At 66.6% G+C, this 17,193-nt stretch carries 20 protein-coding genes; 15 read left to right on the top strand and 5 right to left on the bottom strand.

Features of this window, described 5'->3' with window-relative positions; translation table 11 throughout:
- Window positions 1-121: 121 nt before the first annotated feature.
- Complete coding sequence (locus tag AC1D3B_RS14645) at window positions 122-1,054, bottom strand: helix-turn-helix transcriptional regulator (RefSeq protein ID WP_478191391.1); 933 nt, start codon at window positions 1,052-1,054, stop codon at window positions 122-124.
- A 164-nt stretch (window positions 1,055-1,218) separates the two neighbouring features.
- Here AC1D3B_RS14645 and AC1D3B_RS14640 point away from each other — a divergent pair, with 164 nt between their 5' ends.
- From AC1D3B_RS14640 to AC1D3B_RS14580, 13 genes are all read left to right on the top strand, one after another.
- Entirely contained in the window at window positions 1,219-1,683 is a 465-nt protein-coding gene (locus AC1D3B_RS14640; protein WP_478191390.1) for a 4-hydroxylaminobenzoate lyase, read from the top strand.
- Complete coding sequence (locus AC1D3B_RS14635; protein WP_478191389.1) at window positions 1,680-3,233, top strand: 3,4-dehydroadipyl-CoA semialdehyde dehydrogenase; 1,554 nt, start codon at window positions 1,680-1,682, stop codon at window positions 3,231-3,233. The genes AC1D3B_RS14640 and AC1D3B_RS14635 overlap by 4 nt, the downstream gene beginning before the upstream one ends.
- Window positions 3,234-3,272: 39 nt before the next feature.
- Window positions 3,273-4,823, top strand: coding sequence for a benzoate-CoA ligase family protein (locus AC1D3B_RS14630; protein WP_478191388.1), 1,551 nt, complete (start codon window positions 3,273-3,275; stop codon window positions 4,821-4,823).
- Window positions 4,820-5,629: an alpha/beta fold hydrolase gene (locus AC1D3B_RS14625; protein WP_478191387.1), complete on the top strand. Its 810-nt coding sequence runs from the start codon at window positions 4,820-4,822 to the stop codon at window positions 5,627-5,629. Before AC1D3B_RS14630 ends, AC1D3B_RS14625 begins: the two co-directional genes overlap by 4 nt.
- Window positions 5,630-5,746: 117 nt before the next feature.
- Window positions 5,747-6,913 (top strand): ABC transporter substrate-binding protein, encoded by a 1,167-nt coding sequence (locus AC1D3B_RS14620; protein ID WP_478191386.1) that lies wholly within the window; start codon window positions 5,747-5,749, stop codon window positions 6,911-6,913.
- A gap of 141 nt (window positions 6,914-7,054) precedes the next feature.
- Window positions 7,055-7,927, top strand: a complete 873-nt coding sequence (locus tag AC1D3B_RS14615) for a branched-chain amino acid ABC transporter permease (RefSeq protein ID WP_478191385.1) — start codon at window positions 7,055-7,057, stop codon at window positions 7,925-7,927.
- Between the two features lie 111 nt (window positions 7,928-8,038).
- A complete protein-coding gene (locus AC1D3B_RS14610; RefSeq protein ID WP_478191384.1) occupies window positions 8,039-8,989 on the top strand; it encodes a branched-chain amino acid ABC transporter permease in 951 nt (316 codons plus the stop codon).
- A complete protein-coding gene (locus AC1D3B_RS14605) occupies window positions 8,986-9,732 on the top strand; it encodes an ABC transporter ATP-binding protein (RefSeq protein ID WP_478191383.1) in 747 nt (248 codons plus the stop codon). The genes AC1D3B_RS14610 and AC1D3B_RS14605 overlap by 4 nt, the downstream gene beginning before the upstream one ends.
- A gap of 1 nt (window position 9,733) precedes the next feature.
- Entirely contained in the window at window positions 9,734-10,435 is a 702-nt protein-coding gene (locus AC1D3B_RS14600) for an ABC transporter ATP-binding protein (RefSeq protein WP_478191382.1), read from the top strand.
- Window positions 10,436-10,655: 220 nt separating this feature from the next.
- Entirely contained in the window at window positions 10,656-11,027 is a 372-nt protein-coding gene (locus AC1D3B_RS14595; protein WP_478191381.1) for a hypothetical protein, read from the top strand.
- A 34-nt stretch (window positions 11,028-11,061) separates the two neighbouring features.
- Window positions 11,062-11,445: a hypothetical protein gene (locus tag AC1D3B_RS14590; protein ID WP_478191380.1), complete on the top strand. Its 384-nt coding sequence runs from the start codon at window positions 11,062-11,064 to the stop codon at window positions 11,443-11,445.
- Between the two features lie 11 nt (window positions 11,446-11,456).
- On the top strand, window positions 11,457-11,693 hold the full coding sequence (locus tag AC1D3B_RS14585; RefSeq protein WP_478191379.1) for a hypothetical protein: 237 nt from the start codon (window positions 11,457-11,459) through the stop codon (window positions 11,691-11,693).
- A gap of 16 nt (window positions 11,694-11,709) precedes the next feature.
- On the top strand, window positions 11,710-12,471 hold the full coding sequence (locus tag AC1D3B_RS14580; RefSeq protein WP_478191378.1) for a carbonic anhydrase family protein: 762 nt from the start codon (window positions 11,710-11,712) through the stop codon (window positions 12,469-12,471).
- A 15-nt stretch (window positions 12,472-12,486) separates the two neighbouring features.
- Here the strand turns inward: AC1D3B_RS14580 and AC1D3B_RS14575 are convergent, their stop codons facing one another.
- Window positions 12,487-13,242, bottom strand: coding sequence for an SDR family oxidoreductase (locus AC1D3B_RS14575; protein ID WP_478191377.1), 756 nt, complete (start codon window positions 13,240-13,242; stop codon window positions 12,487-12,489).
- Between the two features lie 109 nt (window positions 13,243-13,351).
- Window positions 13,352-14,257, bottom strand: a complete 906-nt coding sequence (locus AC1D3B_RS14570) for an RNA polymerase sigma-70 factor (RefSeq protein WP_478191376.1) — start codon at window positions 14,255-14,257, stop codon at window positions 13,352-13,354.
- 147 nt (window positions 14,258-14,404) lie between these two features.
- Between AC1D3B_RS14570 and AC1D3B_RS14565 the strand changes: the two genes are divergently transcribed.
- Both AC1D3B_RS14565 and AC1D3B_RS14560 read left to right on the top strand, forming a co-directional pair.
- On the top strand, window positions 14,405-14,935 hold the full coding sequence (locus AC1D3B_RS14565) for a hypothetical protein (RefSeq protein ID WP_478191375.1): 531 nt from the start codon (window positions 14,405-14,407) through the stop codon (window positions 14,933-14,935).
- A gap of 82 nt (window positions 14,936-15,017) precedes the next feature.
- Complete coding sequence (locus tag AC1D3B_RS14560) at window positions 15,018-15,386, top strand: hypothetical protein (protein WP_478191374.1); 369 nt, start codon at window positions 15,018-15,020, stop codon at window positions 15,384-15,386.
- Window positions 15,387-15,397: 11 nt separating this feature from the next.
- On the opposite strand, the gene AC1D3B_RS14555 is transcribed toward AC1D3B_RS14560, so the two are convergent.
- The gene (locus AC1D3B_RS14555; RefSeq protein WP_478191373.1) at window positions 15,398-16,300 is read right to left on the bottom strand and encodes a dienelactone hydrolase family protein; all 903 of its coding nucleotides are present in this window, start codon (window positions 16,298-16,300) and stop codon (window positions 15,398-15,400) included.
- Between the two features lie 84 nt (window positions 16,301-16,384).
- On the bottom strand, window positions 16,385-17,110 hold the full coding sequence (locus AC1D3B_RS14550; RefSeq protein WP_478191372.1) for a Crp/Fnr family transcriptional regulator: 726 nt from the start codon (window positions 17,108-17,110) through the stop codon (window positions 16,385-16,387).
- Window positions 17,111-17,193 lie beyond the last annotated feature (83 nt).

Here is a 17,193-nt window from a genome sequence, read left to right as displayed (position 1 = left end):
TGAAGGTTCGGTGGCGAGGAACAATAGTGCATTTGTCGATCGCCGGAACATGCATCATGCTGCATGTTTTGAAGCGCGTCAACACTGGAATGGATTTTTTACAGCTCCTTGGAAGGCCGGGTCAGCCTTCGTGGCTCATCATCTCGTGCACCACGGTGCGCAGCAGTTGGAAGCTTTCCGGCAGGTCGTGCCCGGTGGTGTCCACGCTGAGGTCGGCCTTCGAATAGAAGGCGGCGCGACCGCTCAGGATGCGGCGCAGGTCGTCCATGGCTTCCTTGCTGGCCGCCATCGGACGGGTGTCGCCCTGCGCGGCGACGCGGCCCATGTGTTCTTCCGGGGCGGCCTGGAGCCAGACGGTCGTGCAGTGGGCGAGCAGCTGGTTGAACGTGGCCGGATCGGAGACGATGCCGCCCGGCGTGGCGATCACCACTTCGCTGTAGATCTGCACCGCCTCCTCGAGGGCGCGCCGCTCGTAGCGACGATAGGCGTTGGTGCCGTAGAGGTCGTGGATCTCGCGCACGCTGCAGCCGGCGAACTTCTCGATCTCGCGGCTCAGTTCGATGAAAGGCACGTCGAGATCGTCCGCCAGCATCTGGCCCAGCGTGGACTTGCCGGCGCCGCGCAGACCGATCAGCGCGATGCGACGCTGCCGGGCCGGATCGCCCGCGGCAGTACCGAGCAGTTCGCCCAACGCGATGCGCGCGCGTCGCAGGTCGGCTTCGCCGCGGTGCTCCAGCAGCTCGCGGATCAGCAGCCATTCGGGCGAAATGGTGGTGACGTCGCCCACCAACTCGGCCAGCGAGCACTGAAGCGCAGTCGAGACCTGCTGCAGCACCAGGATCGAGGCGTTCCCGATGCCGTATTCGAGGTTGGCCAGGTGTCGCTCCGACACGTTGGCCGCCTGCGCCACCGCCTTGCGGGTGAGGCCGCGGCGCGCGCGCAGGTTGCGCACGCGCTCCCCCAGCGCGACAAGCAGAGGGTTCTTGGCCTCCTCGGGCGGGATGGTCGCGTCGGTGGGCACGGTCAATACCGCGTCGTCGGCTCGCTCGTTCATTGGGCGTCTCTGGCTGTCGTCGATGGGTTCGTCAGGGTAAACACGGTCTCATGCACTATATTGCTTGACACCATTTGACTGCATGCTTATGGTTCGTACACAGGCAAGATACTGCACACAGCCGATTGCCGCAAGTTTGTTCCCCACGCAACGAAGAAATCGCCATGTCCAAGCAAGCCTTCCATCAGCTCGTCGCCGATGTCGCGACGCAGATCGCCGGTCGACCGCTCGATGAAGAACTCGACCGCTGGCTCAATTCACAGCACGGCGCCGGCAGCCCCACCTTCGACAACCTGAAGCACGCCTGCATCGACGGCGTGGCGGAGGGCTGGCTCTGCGAACGTGAAGGTGGCGGCATCCGCTATGGGCGGGTGTTCAAGGCCGAGGACGCTTTGAACCGCTTCTCGGTCGACGTGGTCGACATGCGCGATATCGCCGGGCCGCACCACACGCATCCGAATGGCGAGATCGATCTGATCATGCCGCTGGAAGGCGACGCCACCTTCGACGGCCGGCCGGCGGGCTGGTGCGTCTACCCGCCGGGCAGCGCCCATCACCCCACTGTCGCGCAAGGCCGCGCCTTGGTTCTCTATCTGCTCCCCGAGGGGCAAATCCAGTTCACCAAATGACCGAACTTCTCTCCAACTACGTCGCCGGCCAATGGCAGGCCGGCAGCGGCGGCGGGACGCCGCTGTTCGACCCGGTGCTGGGCACCGAGCTGGCCCGTGTCGATGCGACCGGGCTCGATCTGCCGGAAGCCTTCCGCTTCGCACGTGAAACGGGTGGTGCGGCGCTGCGCGCCCTCACCTACCGCCAGCGCGCGGGCCTGCTGGGGGCCATCGTCAAGGTGCTGCAGGCGAATCGCGACAGCTATTACGAGATCGCCACCGCGAACTCCGGCACCGTGAAGAACGACTCGGCCGTCGATATCGACGGCGCGATCTTCACGATCGGCCAGTACGCGAAGTGGGGCGATGCGCTCGGCGACGTGCGCGCGCTGCGCGACGGCGATGCGGTGAAGCTCGGCAAGGAGCCGGTGTACATGTCGCAGCACCTGCAGGTGCCGACGCGCGGCGTCGCGCTGTTCATCAACGCTTTCAACTTTCCGTCCTGGGGCCTGTGGGAAAAGGCGGCGCCTGCCCTGCTTTCCGGCGTGCCTGTCATCGTGAAGCCCGCGACCTCGACCGCCTGGCTCACGCAGCGGATGGTGCGCGACGTGGTCGAGGCAGGCGTGCTGCCCGCCGGCGCGCTGTCGGTGATCTGCGGCAGCTCCAATGGGCTGATGGACCAGCTCGAACCCTTCGACGTGGTCTCCTTCACCGGCTCGGCCGGGACGGGGGCGGTGATCCGCTCGCACGCTGCCGTGGCGCAGCGCTCCGTGCGGGTGAACATCGAGGCCGACAGCCTGAACTCCGCACTCCTGCTGCCCGATGGCGCGCCGGGCTCGGACGCCTTCAACCTGCTGGTGCGCGAAGTCGTCCGTGAAATGACGGTGAAGTCTGGCCAGAAATGCACGGCGATCCGCCGCATCCTGGTCCCCGCCTCGGTCTACGACGCGGCGGCCGAGGCGATCGGCGCCAAGCTGGCCGGCATCACGGTCGGCAATCCGCGCAACGAGACGGTGCGCATGGGCTCGCTGGTGAGCCGGGCGCAACTCGGCGCGGTGCGCGAAGGACTCGAATCGCTCAAGACCCAAGCCGACGTGCTGCATGACGGCAGCGCGAAGCCGCTGGTCGATGCCGACCCGGCCGTCGCCGCCTGCATCGGCCCGGTGCTGCTGGGCGCACGCGATGCCGACGCGGCCGACCGCGTGCACGACGTCGAGGTCTTCGGCCCGGTCGCCACGCTGCTGCCCTACCGTGACCTCGATCATGCGATGGCGCTCGCGCATCGCGGGCAGGGTTCGCTGGTGACATCGCTCTACGGGGCCGACGAAGTCGCGCTCGGCCTGGTGTCGGTGCAGCTTGCATCCAGCCATGGGCGCGTCCACGTGATCACGCCCGACGTCGCCCAGGCCCAGACCGGCCACGGCAACGTGATGCCGATGTCACTGCACGGCGGACCCGGCCGCGCGGGCGGCGGTGCCGAACTGGGTGGCCTGCGCGCGCTGGATTTCTATCACCGCCGCAGTGCGGTGCAGGCCAGCCCCGGCGTGCTGGCGCAGCTCGGGCTGCAGTAGCCCGTGCCCACTTTCGCGACGGACCCGAGGAGACATACGATGAGCTTGCCGAACCCCTTCAACTTCGCGGAGCACCTGTTCGCGCTCAACCGCGGCCGCGCCCAGAAGACCGCCTACGTCGACGACCGCGGTGCGCTCGGCTACGGCGAGCTCGAAAACCGCTCGCGCCGCCTCGCCGCCGCACTGCTCGCCGAGGGCGTGCGACGCGAGGACCGCGTGCTGCTGCTGATGCTCGATGGCAGCGACTGGCCGGTGAGCTTTCTCGGCAGCCTCTATGCCGGCGTGGTCCCGGTGGCGGTCAACACGCTGCTCACCGCGGACGACTACGCCTACATGCTGAGCCACAGCGGCGCGACGGCGGCGCTGGTTTCCGGCGCGCTGCTGCCGGTGCTGCAGGAGGCGATGTCGAAGGGGCCGAACGCGGTTCGCGCGCTGTTCGTCTCGCAACCCACCGGGCCACTGCCCGACGGCGCGCGCAACCTCGACTCTGCCATCGCGGCGAGCGAGCCGCTGGCCGCGCCGGCGCCCACCGCGCCGCAGGACCATGCCTTCTGGCTCTATTCCTCCGGTTCGACAGGCAAGCCCAAGGGCACGGTGCACACGCACGCCAATCCGTGGTGGACGGCGGAGCTCTACGGCAAGCCGGTGCTCGGCCTGACGGAAGACGACATCTGCTTCTCCGCCGCCAAGATGTACTTCGCCTACGGGCTGGGCAACGCGCTGACCTTTCCGCTCTCGGTCGGCGCCACCGTCCTGCTGATGGCCGAGCGCCCGACGCCCGACGCCACTTTCAAGCGCTGGACGGGCGCGCGCAAGCCCACGGTCTTCTTCGGCGCCCCGACAGGCTTCGCCGGCATGCTCGCCTCCCCCGGCCTGCCCGCGCGCGAAGCCGTCGCGCTGCGCATGTGCTCGTCGGCCGGCGAGGCGCTGCCGGGCGAGATCGCCCAGCGCTTCAAGCAGCACTTCGGCTGCGAGATCGTCGACGGTATCGGCTCGACGGAGATGCTGCACATCTTCATCTCCAACCGGCCCGGCGACATCCGCTATGGCACCACCGGCAAGCCGGTCGAAGGCTACGAGATCGAATTGCGCGGCGAGGACGGCAAACCCGTCGCCGTCGGCGAAGTGGGCGACCTCTACATCAAGGGCCCGAGCAGCGCGCTGATGTATTGGGCCAATCCCGAGAAGAGCGCCGACACCTTCCGCGACGGCTGGACCAAGAGCGGCGACAAGTACTCGCGCGATGCCGACGGGTACTACACCTACGCGGGACGCAGCGACGACATGCTGAAGGTCAGCGGCATCTACGTCTCGCCCTTCGAGGTCGAGGCCACGCTGATGCAGCACCCGGCGGTGCTGGAGGCGGCGGTGATCGGCAAGGAAGACGCGGACGGGCTGACCAAGACCAAGGCCTACGTGGTGCGCAAGGACGGCCAGTCGGTCGGCGAAGATGAGCTGAAGGCTTTCGTCAAGGAACGTCTCGCGCCGTACAAGTACCCGCGCTTCATCGAGTTCGTAGACGAACTGCCGAAGACCGCCACCGGAAAGATCCAGCGCTTCCGCCTTCGCGAGCGGGAGCAGAAGGCGTGACGACCGGCTCCGAATTTGCCGCCATCCGCTGGCGGGGAAAGGACGTGCGCATCGAATATGTGCGCATCGCCCCGGAACGCACCGATGCGCCGCTGCTCGTCTTCCTGCACGAAGGGCTCGGCTCGATCGCGATGTGGAAGGATTTCCCCGAGCGGCTGTGCGAAGCCGGCGGCTTCCGCGGCCTGGTGTTCTCGCGGCCCGGCTACGGCCGCTCGACGCCGCGCGACGCCGACGAGGTCTGGGATGTGGACTTCATGCACCGCCAGGCGCACGAGGTGCTGCCGGCCTTCTTCGAGGCCATCGGCCTCGAAGAAAAGCCCTGGCTCTTCGGCCACAGCGACGGCGGCTCCATCTCGCTGCTGTACGCCGCGCGTTTTCCGGAGAGAGTGGCCGGCCTCGTCGTGCTGGCCCCGCACATCCTGGTGGAAGATGTGACGGTCGCCAACATCGAGCTGGCACGCCAGGCCTACCTCGACACGGACCTGCCGCAGAAGCTCGGCCGCTACCACGACGACGTCGATTCCGCCTTCTGGGGCTGGAATCGCATCTGGCTGCACCCGCCCTTCCGCCAATGGAACATCGAGGCGGAGCTGGGCACCATCCGTTGCCCGGTTCTTGCTATCCAGGGAATCGACGACGAGTACGGCACGCTCCGGCAGATTCGCGGCATCGCCGAGCGGGTGCCGCAAACGCGGCTGGTGGAGATCCCGGACTGCGGGCATTCCCCGCACCGCGACCAGCCCGAAACGGCGATAGTTGCGACCGTCTCGTTCCTGAACGAGCTGTCAGGGAAAACTCTTAATTGAGAGATAAATAGTTTACCTGTAAAGTATTGACGCCTCAGGTATTGGGCGAGGTGTCCCTGGATTTTCGAACCGGCCCCGGCCGCAACCACCTGATTTTTCAACGCAAGGAGTTCCTCCATGAGCATCCGCATCGCACGCACCACGCTGACAGCCCTGGCGCTGGCCACCATCGCCACGCTGGGACATGCCCAAACGGGCAAGCTGAAGGTGGGCATGATGCTTCCGTACAGCGGCACGTACGCGGCACTCGGCGTGGCCATCGAGAACGGCTTCAAGCTGCGCATCGAGGAACAGGGCGGCAAGCTCGGCGGCCGCGAGATCGAATTCGTGAAGGTCGACGATGAATCCGATCCGGCCAAGGCGACGGACAACGTCAACAAGCTCATCAAGCGCGACAACGTCGACGTGATCATCGGCACTGTGCACTCCGGCGTGGCGATGGCGATGGCCAAGGCGGCCAAGGAAAGCGGCACCGTGCTGATCGTGCCCAACGCCGGCGCCGACGCCGTGACCGGGCCGATGTGCGCGCAGAACATCTTCCGCAGCTCGTTCTCGAACTGGCAGCCGGCCTATGCGATGGGCGAAGTCGCCGGCAAGCAGGGCAAGAAAAAGGCCATGACCATCACCTGGAAGTACGCGGCCGGCGACGAGTCGGTGGGGGGCTTCAAGGAAGGCTTCGAAAAAGCCGGCGGAAAGGTCGAGAAGCAGCTCACCGTGCCCTTCCCGAACGTCGAGTTCCAGGCCCTGCTGACCGAGATCGCGGCGGCCAAGCCCGATGTGGTCTATGCCTTCTTCGCCGGCGGCGGCGCGGTCAAGTTCGTCAAGGACTACGCGGCGGCGGGTCTCAACAAGACCATCCCGCTGGTTGGCCCGGGATTCCTGACAGACGGCACGCTCGAAGCGCAAGGGGACGCCGCACAAGGCATGCAGACCACGCTGCACTATGCCGATGGCCTGAATACGCCGCGCGACACCAGCTTCCGCACCGCCTATGCCAAGTCCTTCAAGCTGCAGCCCGATGTGTATGCGGTGCAAGGCTATGACGCGGCGCAGATGCTTGCCGTCGGCCTCACCGCCGTGAAGGGCGACATCTCGAAGAAGGCCGAGTTCGCCGCCGCGATCGAGAAGGCGAAGATCGACAGTCCGCGCGGCACCTTCACGATGAACAAGGCGCACAACCCGGTGCAGGACATCTATCTGCGCAAGGTCGAAGGCAACGAGAACAAGGTGGTGAACATCGCAGTCAAGAACCTGGCTGACCCGGCCCGCGGCTGCAAGATGTAGCTCGCCCCCAGGCTTCGCGCACTTCGTGTCGCTTCGCCAACCCCCTGCCGGGGGCAACACCTGCGGCCCGGCGGAGCCGGTTCCGCGGTGTTTTTCGAAGGGGCGCCGACGTCTCTCAACGAATTAACCTAGAGCTGCACCTTGGACTTCGGTACCTTTCTCGTTCAGTGCCTGAACTCGGTTCAGTATGGGCTGTTGCTGTTCCTGGTTGCTTCCGGGCTGACGCTGATCTTCGGGATCATGGGGGTGATCAATCTCGCCCACGGGAGCTTCTACATGCTGGGCGCCTACATGGCGTTCGCGCTGTCGCCGCTGTTCGGTGACCAGTTCATCGTGATGCTGGTGGCGGGCGTGGTGCTCGCGGCCATCTTCGGCTATGTGCTGGAGTGGGCGTTCTTCAGCTATCTCTATCAACGGGACCATCTGCAGCAGGTGCTGATGACCTACGGGCTGATCCTGGTCTTCGAGGAACTGCGCTCGCTGCTGATCGGCAACGACGTGCACGGCGTGAAGGCGCCGCCCTGGCTCGAAGGCAGCTTCGCGCTGGGCGATCTCATGAGCTATCCGTGGTACCGGCTCTTCGCTTCGGCGGCGTGCGTGGTGCTGGCGGTCGGGCTGTACTACGTGGTCAACCGCACGCGCCTGGGCATGATGATCCGCGCTGGTGCGAGCAATCGCGACATGGTGCGCGGGCTGGGCATCGACATCCGCCGGCTGTACCGCATCGTGTTCGCGGCCGGCGTGGCGCTGGCGGCGCTGGCCGGGATGATCGCCGCGCCGATGTCGTCGGTGTATCCGGGCATGGGGGCGAGCGTGCTGATCATTTGCTTCGTGGTGGTGGTGATCGGCGGCATCGGGTCGATCACCGGTGCGCTGGTGGCATCGCTGCTGGTGGGCTTCGTCGATACCTTCGGCAAGGTGTTCTTCGCGGAGTTGAGCGGCATGGGCGTGTATGTCCTGATGGCCATCGTGCTGATCTGGCGCCCCGAGGGCTTGATGGGCCGAAAACTATGACACACCCCCAGGCTTGCCCACTTCGTGTGGCCGCCACCCCCCTCGCAGGGGACAACACCAGCGGCCCGGCAAAGCCGGCTCCGCGGTGTTCCTGGAATGGAATTCGTTGACATGCAGCGCTTCTCCCAAGTTGTTCCTCTCGTCTGCGCCCTCGCGCTGGCCGTGCTCGGCCCGATGCTGAGCCCCTACATGTCGGACCTGATCGTGAAGGTGATGATCCTCTCGATCTTCGCGCTGAGCCTCGAATTGCTGGTCGGCATGACCGGCCTCGTGAGCCTCGGCCATGCGGCCTTCTACGGCATCGGCGCCTACGCGACGGTGCTCGGCTCGGGCAAGGAAGGCGGCTCGATCGCCCTGCTGCTGCCGCTGGCGATGGGCTCCGCGGCGGCCTACGCGCTGTTCGTCGGTGCACTGAGCCTGCGCACGCGCGGCGTGTACTTCATCATGGTGACGCTGGCCTTCGCGCAGATGGCCTTCTTCGTGTTCCACGACACTGCGCTCGGCGGCGGCAGCGACGGTATCTACATGTACATCCGCCCTGCGCTCGGTGCGCTCGACATGGAGAACCGCTACGTGCAGTTCTACTTCGTGCTGGCCGCGCTCGCGGGGACCTACGGCCTTCTCGCGCTGATCCGGCGCTCGCGCTTCGGCGCCGCGCTGGCGGGCATTCGCGTCAACGAGCAGCGCATGCGCGCGGCCGGCTTTCCGGTCTACGGCTACAAGCTTGCAGCCTTCGTGATCGCCGGCGCGCTGGCGGGGCTCGCGGGATTTCTCGTCGCGTCGCGCGACGGCGTTGTCAACCCCGAGCTGCTGGCGTGGCACAACTCCGGCGAAGTGCTGCTGATGATCATCCTGGGCGGCCTCGGCCACCTGCGCGGCGCCGTGATCGGCGCGGTGGCGTTCACGCTGCTGAAGGAGCTGTTGTCGACACAGGCCATCGTCGGCCCGCTGGCCGATCACTGGCAGCTCACGCTCGGCCTCGCGATCATCGCCTTCGTCGCCCTGCTGCCCAAGGGGATCATCGGCATTGCGGCCCGCGTGTCGCCAAAGGGCGCGGCATGAGCACGCTATTGGCAGTCAACACGCTGACGCGCCGCTTCGGCGGGCTCGTCGCCGTCAACGCGGTGAGCCTGGACCTGCGCCGCGGCGAGGTGCACGCGGTGATCGGCACCAACGGCGCGGGCAAGTCCACGCTGATCAACATGCTCTCTGGCGAGATCAGCGCCTCCGACGGGCGCATCTCGCTCGACGGCGAAGACATCACGAAGCGCGCGCAGTTCCGCCGTGCGCTGGCCGGCGTGGGGCGGAGCTACCAGCGCACCACGATCTTTCCGGAATTCACGGTGCTCGAAAACTGCCGCCTCGCGGCGCAGGCTGCGACGCCACGGCCCTGGGCCATCTGGCAATCGTCCAAGCGCTGCGCCGACAGCAATTCGGCCGCGCGCGAATCCCTCGCCGCGGCCGGGCTCGAAGCGGTGGCCGATCGCATCGCGGGCACGCTGAGCCACGGTGCCAAGCGCCAGCTCGAAGTCGCGATGTGCCTGGCGACGAATCCGCGCGTGCTGCTGCTCGACGAACCTCTGGCCGGCATGGGCGCGGAGGAGACCGAACGCATGCTGGCGCTGCTGACTCGCCTCAAGGACTCGCACGCGATCCTGCTGGTGGAGCACGACATGGATGCGGTGTTCCGCATCGCCGACCGCATCACCGTGATGGTCAACGGCACGGTGATCGCGACGGGTGATCCGGCATCGATCCGCACCAATCCCGAGGTTCGCACCGCTTACCTCGGCGAGGATCACTGAAATGCTCCAGATCCAAGGCCTCAACACCTACTACGGCGACAGCCACATCCTGCGGGGCGTGGATGTCGAGATTCCCGCTGCCACGTCGGTCGGCCTGCTCGGCCGCAACGGCATGGGCAAGACGACGCTGATCCGATCGCTGATGGGCTACGTGCGTCCCGCGTCCGGGCACGTGCGGCTCGATGCGCAGGAGGTCACCGGCTGGGTGCCCGAAAAGATGGCGCGCCGGGGCATCGGCTATGTGCCCGAAGGCCGCGGGATCTTCCCCAATCTCTCGGTGCGCGAGAACCTCGTGATGAGCGCGCGCGCCGGCATCGACGGCAAGCGCGAGTGGACCTTCGATCGCGTGATGGCGACCTTTCCGCGGCTCACGGAACGCCTCTCGAACGGCGGACAGCAACTGTCGGGCGGCGAGCAGCAGATGCTCTCCATCGGCCGCGCGCTGATGACCAATCCGCGCCTGATGATCCTCGACGAAGCCACCGAAGGGCTGGCGCCGCTGATCGTGGCCGAGATCTGGCGCGTCATCAGCGACATTCGCGCAACCGGCATCGCGACGCTGATCGTCGATCGTGACTGGCGCAAGGTGCTCGGGCACACCGACCAGGCCGTCGTGATGGAGAAAGGCCGCATCGTGCGGCATGGCGCGTCGTCGGAGCTGTTGGCTTCGCCGGCGGTGCTCGAGGAACTCCTGGGCGTCTGATCCACGGTCTGCGACCGCGCACGGTTCGGCCGCGCAGGGTCGGATCTCGCGCGCCTTTGACGTTCCGGGCAATCACTATGCGGATGACGGATGACGCATATCTGTGAGATGCATGGACAAACAAAATTCCAAGGAGAACACTCGTGCGTACGCCGCGCACGCTCGCCGTCGCGGCCGATAGTTTTCCCAACCTGTTTGGCCCTTGAACCTGGAGGTCTCGATGAACGCATTGTCTCGCCCGATCCTGACCGCGGTGCTCGCGCTTGGCGCATGGGCCTGCGCCGGAAGCGCACTCGCCGCGCAACCCGACACGACGGCCGCGACCACGAAGTGCAACGATCCCCGTGTCGACCGCACAGCCTGCTTCCGCGAAGCCGCGGCAGCGCAGGAAGCCCAGCGGCAAGGGACCTTGACCAGCACGGGCGGCTATGACCAGAACGCACTCAAGCGCTGCCAGCGCCAGCCGGAGAGCGCCCGCGCCGCTTGCGAGCAGCGCGTCCTCGGCACTGGCAACACCGAGGTCCGGGGTAGCGTGCAAGGCGGCGGCAAGATCCGTCGCACCGAGACGCCGGTGCCGGCGCCCAAGAGCTGATGGGCTCCATCACATCGATACGAACGGAGAACGCATGAAATCGAACACGCGAGCGCGCGCAGCACTGGCCGCAACGTGCCTGTCGCTGGGCCTGCTGTCGATCCCGGCGCAGGCGGGCGAGATCCCCATCGTGACGGGTGAGCAATGGAGCACCTCGAGCGAAGCCGTCAAGAAGGCGTACCTCGTCGGCCTGGCCAACATGGTCCAGGTCCAGAGTGCCTATCACGCAGGCAATCCGCCCTCGGACGCGCAGAGCTTCCTGCCGCGCCTCGCCAAGGGCATGGAGGGCCAGACGCTCGACAGCGTGCGCGAGGGCGTCGACCGCTGGTATGCGGCCAACCCGACCAAGATGCGGCATCCGGTGCTGGACATCATCTGGTTCGAGATGGCCGTGCCCGGCCTGCAGAAGAGTAAATAAGGAGTTCCGAAATGAAGCACATCAAACTGGCCATGGTGGTCGCGGCCGTCGCGCTCGCCGCGGGCTGCACGGACATGACGCCGAGGCAGCAGGGCACGATGAGCGGCGCAGCCATGGGTGCCGCGGGCGGCGCCGGCATCGCGGCGATCGCGGGTGGCGACGCCTGGACGGGTGCAGCCATCGGCGGCATCGCGGGGGGTATCGCAGGCAACATCCACGGCGGACGGCAGCAACAGTTCGGTTGGTAATCGAGAAGGACCTTTCATGACATCGACAGATCGCTGCTGCGAGGCAGACAACAACGCAACCGCCGGCGGCCGGCGCGCATGGCTGAAGAAGGCCGGCGGCTGTGCCGGCGCCGCGGTGCTGATGGCCGGCATCGGCCTGCGGACCGAGGATGCACAGGCGGCATCGCTGACCAAGGCCCAGCGCGATGCGCTGACGCCCGATCAGGTCATCGAGATGATGAAGAAGGGAAACAAGCGTTTCCGGGCCGGCAAACTGCAGACGCATGACTACCTCGCGCAGAAGCGTTCGAGCGCCTCGGGCCAGTATCCCGCCGCGGTGATCCTGAGCTGCATCGACTCGCGCGCGCCCGCCGAAATCCTGCTCGACATGGGGATCGGCGACACCTTCAACGCGCGCGTCGCCGGCAATATCGCCAACAAGGACCTGATGGGCAGCCTCGAGTTCGCCTGCGCGGCCGCCGGTGCCAAGGTCGTGCTCGTGATGGGCCACACCGCCTGCGGCGCCGTTCGTGGCGCGATCGACAACGTGCAGCTCGGCAACCTGACCGGGTTGCTCGACACGATCAAGCCGGCCATCGCCGCGACCACCTATGCAGGCGAACGGACCGGCAGCAACCCCGCCTTCGTCGATGCGGTGGCGCGCTCCAACGTGCAACTGACGATCGACACCCTGCGCAGCGGCAGCCCCATCCTCGCCGACCTCGAAAAGAAGGGGCAGATCAAGATCGTCGCTTCGATGTACGACCTGTCGAACGGGGTCGTGACCTTCTCTGGCTGAGAGGCGCGTTCGCGCTCAGCGCATGGCGGGTTCCGTCGCCAGCCAGGTAGCGAGCGAGGTCGCGCCGATCCACGGCTTGCCGCCGGGGGTCAGCGAGTCGTCGTCCAGCGGTGTTCCGAAGTAGGTGGCGTCGGCATCCGTGACGACATCCCGGGCGTCCCGTTCGGCCTTCACGACCTGCCGGATCAGGTCGTCGAGCGGGACGGCTTGAGGGCCGGCGATTTCCAGCGTCCCGTTCAGGGGCTCGCGATTCACGACTTCGGCGAGCGCCGCGGCCACGTCGGACGCCGCAATCGGTTGCAGCTTCGCGGACGGCACCCGCACGGTCTGCCCGCTGGTGTTCGCGTGAGCGATGGGCATCAGGAACTCGAAGAACTGCGTTGCGCGCACGATGGTGTACGGCACCTTCCCGCTTTCGATCAGCGACTCCTGGGCCACTTTGGCGCGCAGGTAGCCGCTGGCCGGAAGTCGATCCGCACCGACGACCGACACCGCCACGAAATGAAGCACGCCTGCCTTGGCGCTGGCAGCCAGCAAATTCCGGGTCGAGGCCTGGAAGAACTGCATCACCGCCTCGTCTTCGAACGAAGGGGAGTTCGTGACGTCCACCACGACCTGCGCCCCTGCCAGCGCCAGATCCAACCCGTCGCCCGTCACGGCATTGACGCCCGACGAGGGTGATGCCGTCGACACGGTATGACCGGCTTGCCGCAGCAGTGCCGACAGTTTCTTCCCGATGAGGCCGCTGCCTCCGATGATCACAACCTTCATGTCAGTCCTTCGGTTCGTTGGGAGATCGAGGACGGCGCCACATTGCAGCCATCCACACCTGAAAGACGTGCCGCAGCGCCCCGATGTGACGGGATGACAAGAAATATCTCTAGCGCAGCTGAGGGGTGCCGCCAGCCCCGAGGCCAAGCGCCGCGACGATACGCGCCAGCTTGTCCGGATTGCGCTGCGCATGGATGCGCACGATCCGCTCGCCGTCGGTTTCGATGGCCTGGGCGGACTCCAGCTCGCCGTTGATGAAGCGCAGCAGGCCCCACTCGCCGTTGAGCATCACGACCTCGAAGCGCACCGCGTCGCCGTGCCGCAGGTTGGCCGCGAGATAGAGCTGCGCGATGCGCTGGCCGCCGAGCAAAGGCACGCCGAAGCTGGGCACCTTGCCGCCGCCATCGCCGATGAGTTGTGCGTCGTCGGCCAGCATCGCCTTCAGCGCGGCGAACTCGCCACGTGTCGCGGCATCGGCGAATCCCTGCAGCAAGCGAAGCTGCTTGTCGCGCGGGACGGCGTGGCGTGGCCGCTGGTCCTTCAGTTGTTCCTTGGCTCGGTGGACGAGCTGCCTGCAGGCGCTCTCGCTCTTGCCGAGGGTTGCGGCCACCTCGCCATAGTCGGTGTCGAAGACTTCGCGCAGCAGGTAGGCGGCGCGGGCCTCGGGCGCCAGCCGCTCCAGCACGGCCAGGAAAGCGATCGATACGTCATCGGCGCGCTCCAGCATCTGTTCCGGGGTGGTCGGAGATTCGGAGAGCAAGGGCTCGGGCAGCCAGGTGCCGATGTAGTGCTCGCGCTGGACTTTCGCGGAGCGAAGCCTGTCGATGGCCAGTCGCGTGGTGACGGCGACCAGCCATGCCTCGGTGCTGTCGAGGCGCTCCCGCTCCGCCTCGTGCCAGCGCAGCCAGGCGTCCTGCACGACTTCCTCGGCCTCGGCCGTCGAGCCGAGCATGCGATAGGCGATGCCCTGCAGCCGAGGGCGAAGGCGTGTGAAGGTGTCGGTGGGGTCGTTCATCAGTGCCAAGACGTTCGGCACCGCCATTTTGTGACAGCGGCGGGACGAACTCGACCTTTGGGCGCCGGCAACCAGTTGTCTTGCTCGGCAGGCCCGCCCACAATTCACGGACGAATGCAACAATGCGCAACACAACAGGGGCTTCTCATGACGACTCGCCGCAGCATCGTGACTTCCGCGTCCTTGCTCGCTTCGGCATCCACGCTGAGGTCCGCCCTGGCGCAAGCCGCCGACGGCGTGAAGCAGGCCGACTTCCTGTTCGTTCAGACGGCCAAGGGCATGACCTACGACAAGGCCGTCGGACTGTTGACGCTGAAGGGTGTCAGCCCTGTCACCGTGTTCTTTACCGACCGTCCGGAACGGATTGCCGGCAACATGCAGACGGCTGCCTTCGTGCCGTTCTGGAGCAAGGGCAAGGACAGTTTTCTCTCGGATCCGCCCAATGCGGACATCTCGATGGTCGAGGGCAATTCGCTGCACCAGGTCGTGGCGGTGCTGCAGTCGCCCGTGCTGAAGGGCGACACGCTGTCCTACACAATCCGGGTGCTGGAGGGCAAGGTCCCCGCCAAGGCGGCCGAAGTGTCGGTCTTCATCGACGTCATCGGCATGCCGCTGACGCCCCTGTCCTATGCGGGCGTTGCGCGCCGCGGCTATCGACGCGCGGTCATCTACCGCTAGGGCGAGCCGGACTTGTGGCGATCACGCTTGGCTCTTAGCATGTCCGTGGCGCGCTATATCTAGTATCGCGAGGAGCAGCACCATGACCCGTTTCCCTGTGCATGCCGCAATCTCTTGCGCCGCCCTGACGGCCAGCATGCCTGCGCTGGCCCAGTACGACCCCGACGTAGCGACGCAGCGCTACAACCGGGCGGTGGCGTACTGCAACAGCGGCAACCTGCCCCGCCCGGCACGCGACGCCTGCATACGCGATGCGGGAAGAGCCATGGATCAGGCCCAGGGTGGCGGGGTCGCCCCCACGATCGATGTCTCCTCGCCCGGCGACCGCGCAACAGTCGTCATTCCGGACAACGCACCGCTCCCCCGAAGCGACTCGACCACGATCACCTCGCCCGACGGCAATTCGACGATCGTCCTGCCTGCGGATGGCTCCAGGCCCATCACGCAGTGACGAGGCAGGTACTAGCCGGCCCCTCCCAGCTGCGCCTTCAGGAAGTCGACCGTGCGCGACCAGGCCAACCGCGCCGCCGCCGCGTCGTAGCGCGGCGTGGTGTCGTTGTTGAAGCCATGCTGCGTCCCGGGGTACTGATAGGCCGTGAAACGCACGCCCGCTGAACGCAAGGCCGCTTCATAGGCAGGCCAAGCCGCATTGATTCGATCGTCGATCTCGGCGCGCTGGATGAGCAGCGCTGCCTTGACCTTGGCCGCTTCCGCGGGTACGGGCGTGTTGCCGTAGAAGGGGACGCCCGCGTCGAGGTCGGGCAGCCGGATCGCAAGCTGGTGGACGATGCCGCCGCCGTAGCAAAAGCCGACGGCGCCGAGCTTGCCGGTGGCATCGGGTCGCGATCTCAGCCAGGTCGCGGCCGCCAGAAAGTCATTGAGGGCATGTGCCTGGTCCAGCTTGGCGAAGGCTTCGCGCGCCTTGTCCTCGTCGCCCGGATAGCCACCCAGCGGTGACAAGGCGTCCGGTGCGAACGCCATGAAGCCGTCGAGTGCAAGGCGCCGCGCGATGTCCTCGATGTGCGGGTTGAGACCGCGGTTCTCGTGAATGACGAGCACCGCGGGCAGGCGCTTTTCTCCGGCACTCGCCGGCCGGACCAGGTAGCCGCGGACGGTGCCGCTGCCGGAAGGCGACGGATAGCTCACGCGCTCGGCCTTGAGCCTCGAATCGCCAGGCGGCACCTGCTGTCCGGCGGCGAAATCGGGGCTCAACGCCGCCAGCAACGCGGTGGCGGTGACCCCCGCCTTCGCAAACCCCTTGGCCTGGCTCAGGAACGAACGTCGGTCCAGATCGCCGTGGACGTAGGCGTCGAAGAGTATGAGCAGTTCCTGATCGAAATCCTGGGCAGTCAGACGAGGCGGCATGGCAAGGACGTGGGGAGGCGAAGTGGCGCAGCATAGCCGGGAACATCGATGCTTGCAGGCGCGCCCGTCGGGTGCGCCCGCTGCCTAGATCTGGTCGATGAACCGCCGCAATCCTTCAAGATCGATCACGGTGATCCCGCCGTATTCGATGCGCAGGAGCCCGGCCTCGCGCAAGCGGTTCAGCGCCGCGTTGCAGCGCTGTCGCGACAGGCCCGACAGGTTCGCGATCTCTTCCTGCGAGGTCTCCAGGTGCGTCTGCCCCAACGGGTGGAGCCACGGATGGAACAGCCCCGCCAGCGCGCGCGCCACCTGGCTGTCGGCATCCAGCAGGCGCTGCGCCGCATAGTTGCCCATGAACCAGTGCAGGCGCTCGTTGATCTGCACCAGCAGGAAGTGGTTGAAGCTCATCTGCGTGCGATGCAGCCACTCGAAGGTGTCGACCGGCAGGACCGCGACGCGGCTGTCGCGCAGCGCGATGATGTCGGCGGTGCGCGGCACGGCGCGCAGCAGCGTGCCTTCGCCGAACCAGCTGCCGACCGAGAGCCCGCCGAAGGTCACCGAGCGGCCGTCGTCCGAGGTGAGCGACCATTTGAGCAGGCCCTCCAGCGTGCCGTACCAATGCAGCGGCGTCTCGCCGCGGCGGCACAGCGCGGCGCCGGCGGCAACGCGCTCTTCGCGCATGTCTTCGAGCACGCGCGCCTGCGCCTCGCGCTCGAGTTGGGGAAACCAGCCCGACAACTCCAGCAGCGTGGAAATCGAAAGCGAAAGGGATGCCGCTTGTTGTCTCTCGGTCGGCTTGTGGTGATGCATGAACGCTCCGGCGCCTCGTAAACCCTGATCCCAAATGTCGTCGCGATGACTGCCAGGGTGGAGGCAGCCAAAAATAATACCCC

This window comes from Variovorax sp. P5_A3 (assembly GCF_056400665.1).
This window is presented reverse-complemented; position numbering and strand designations above follow the sequence as displayed.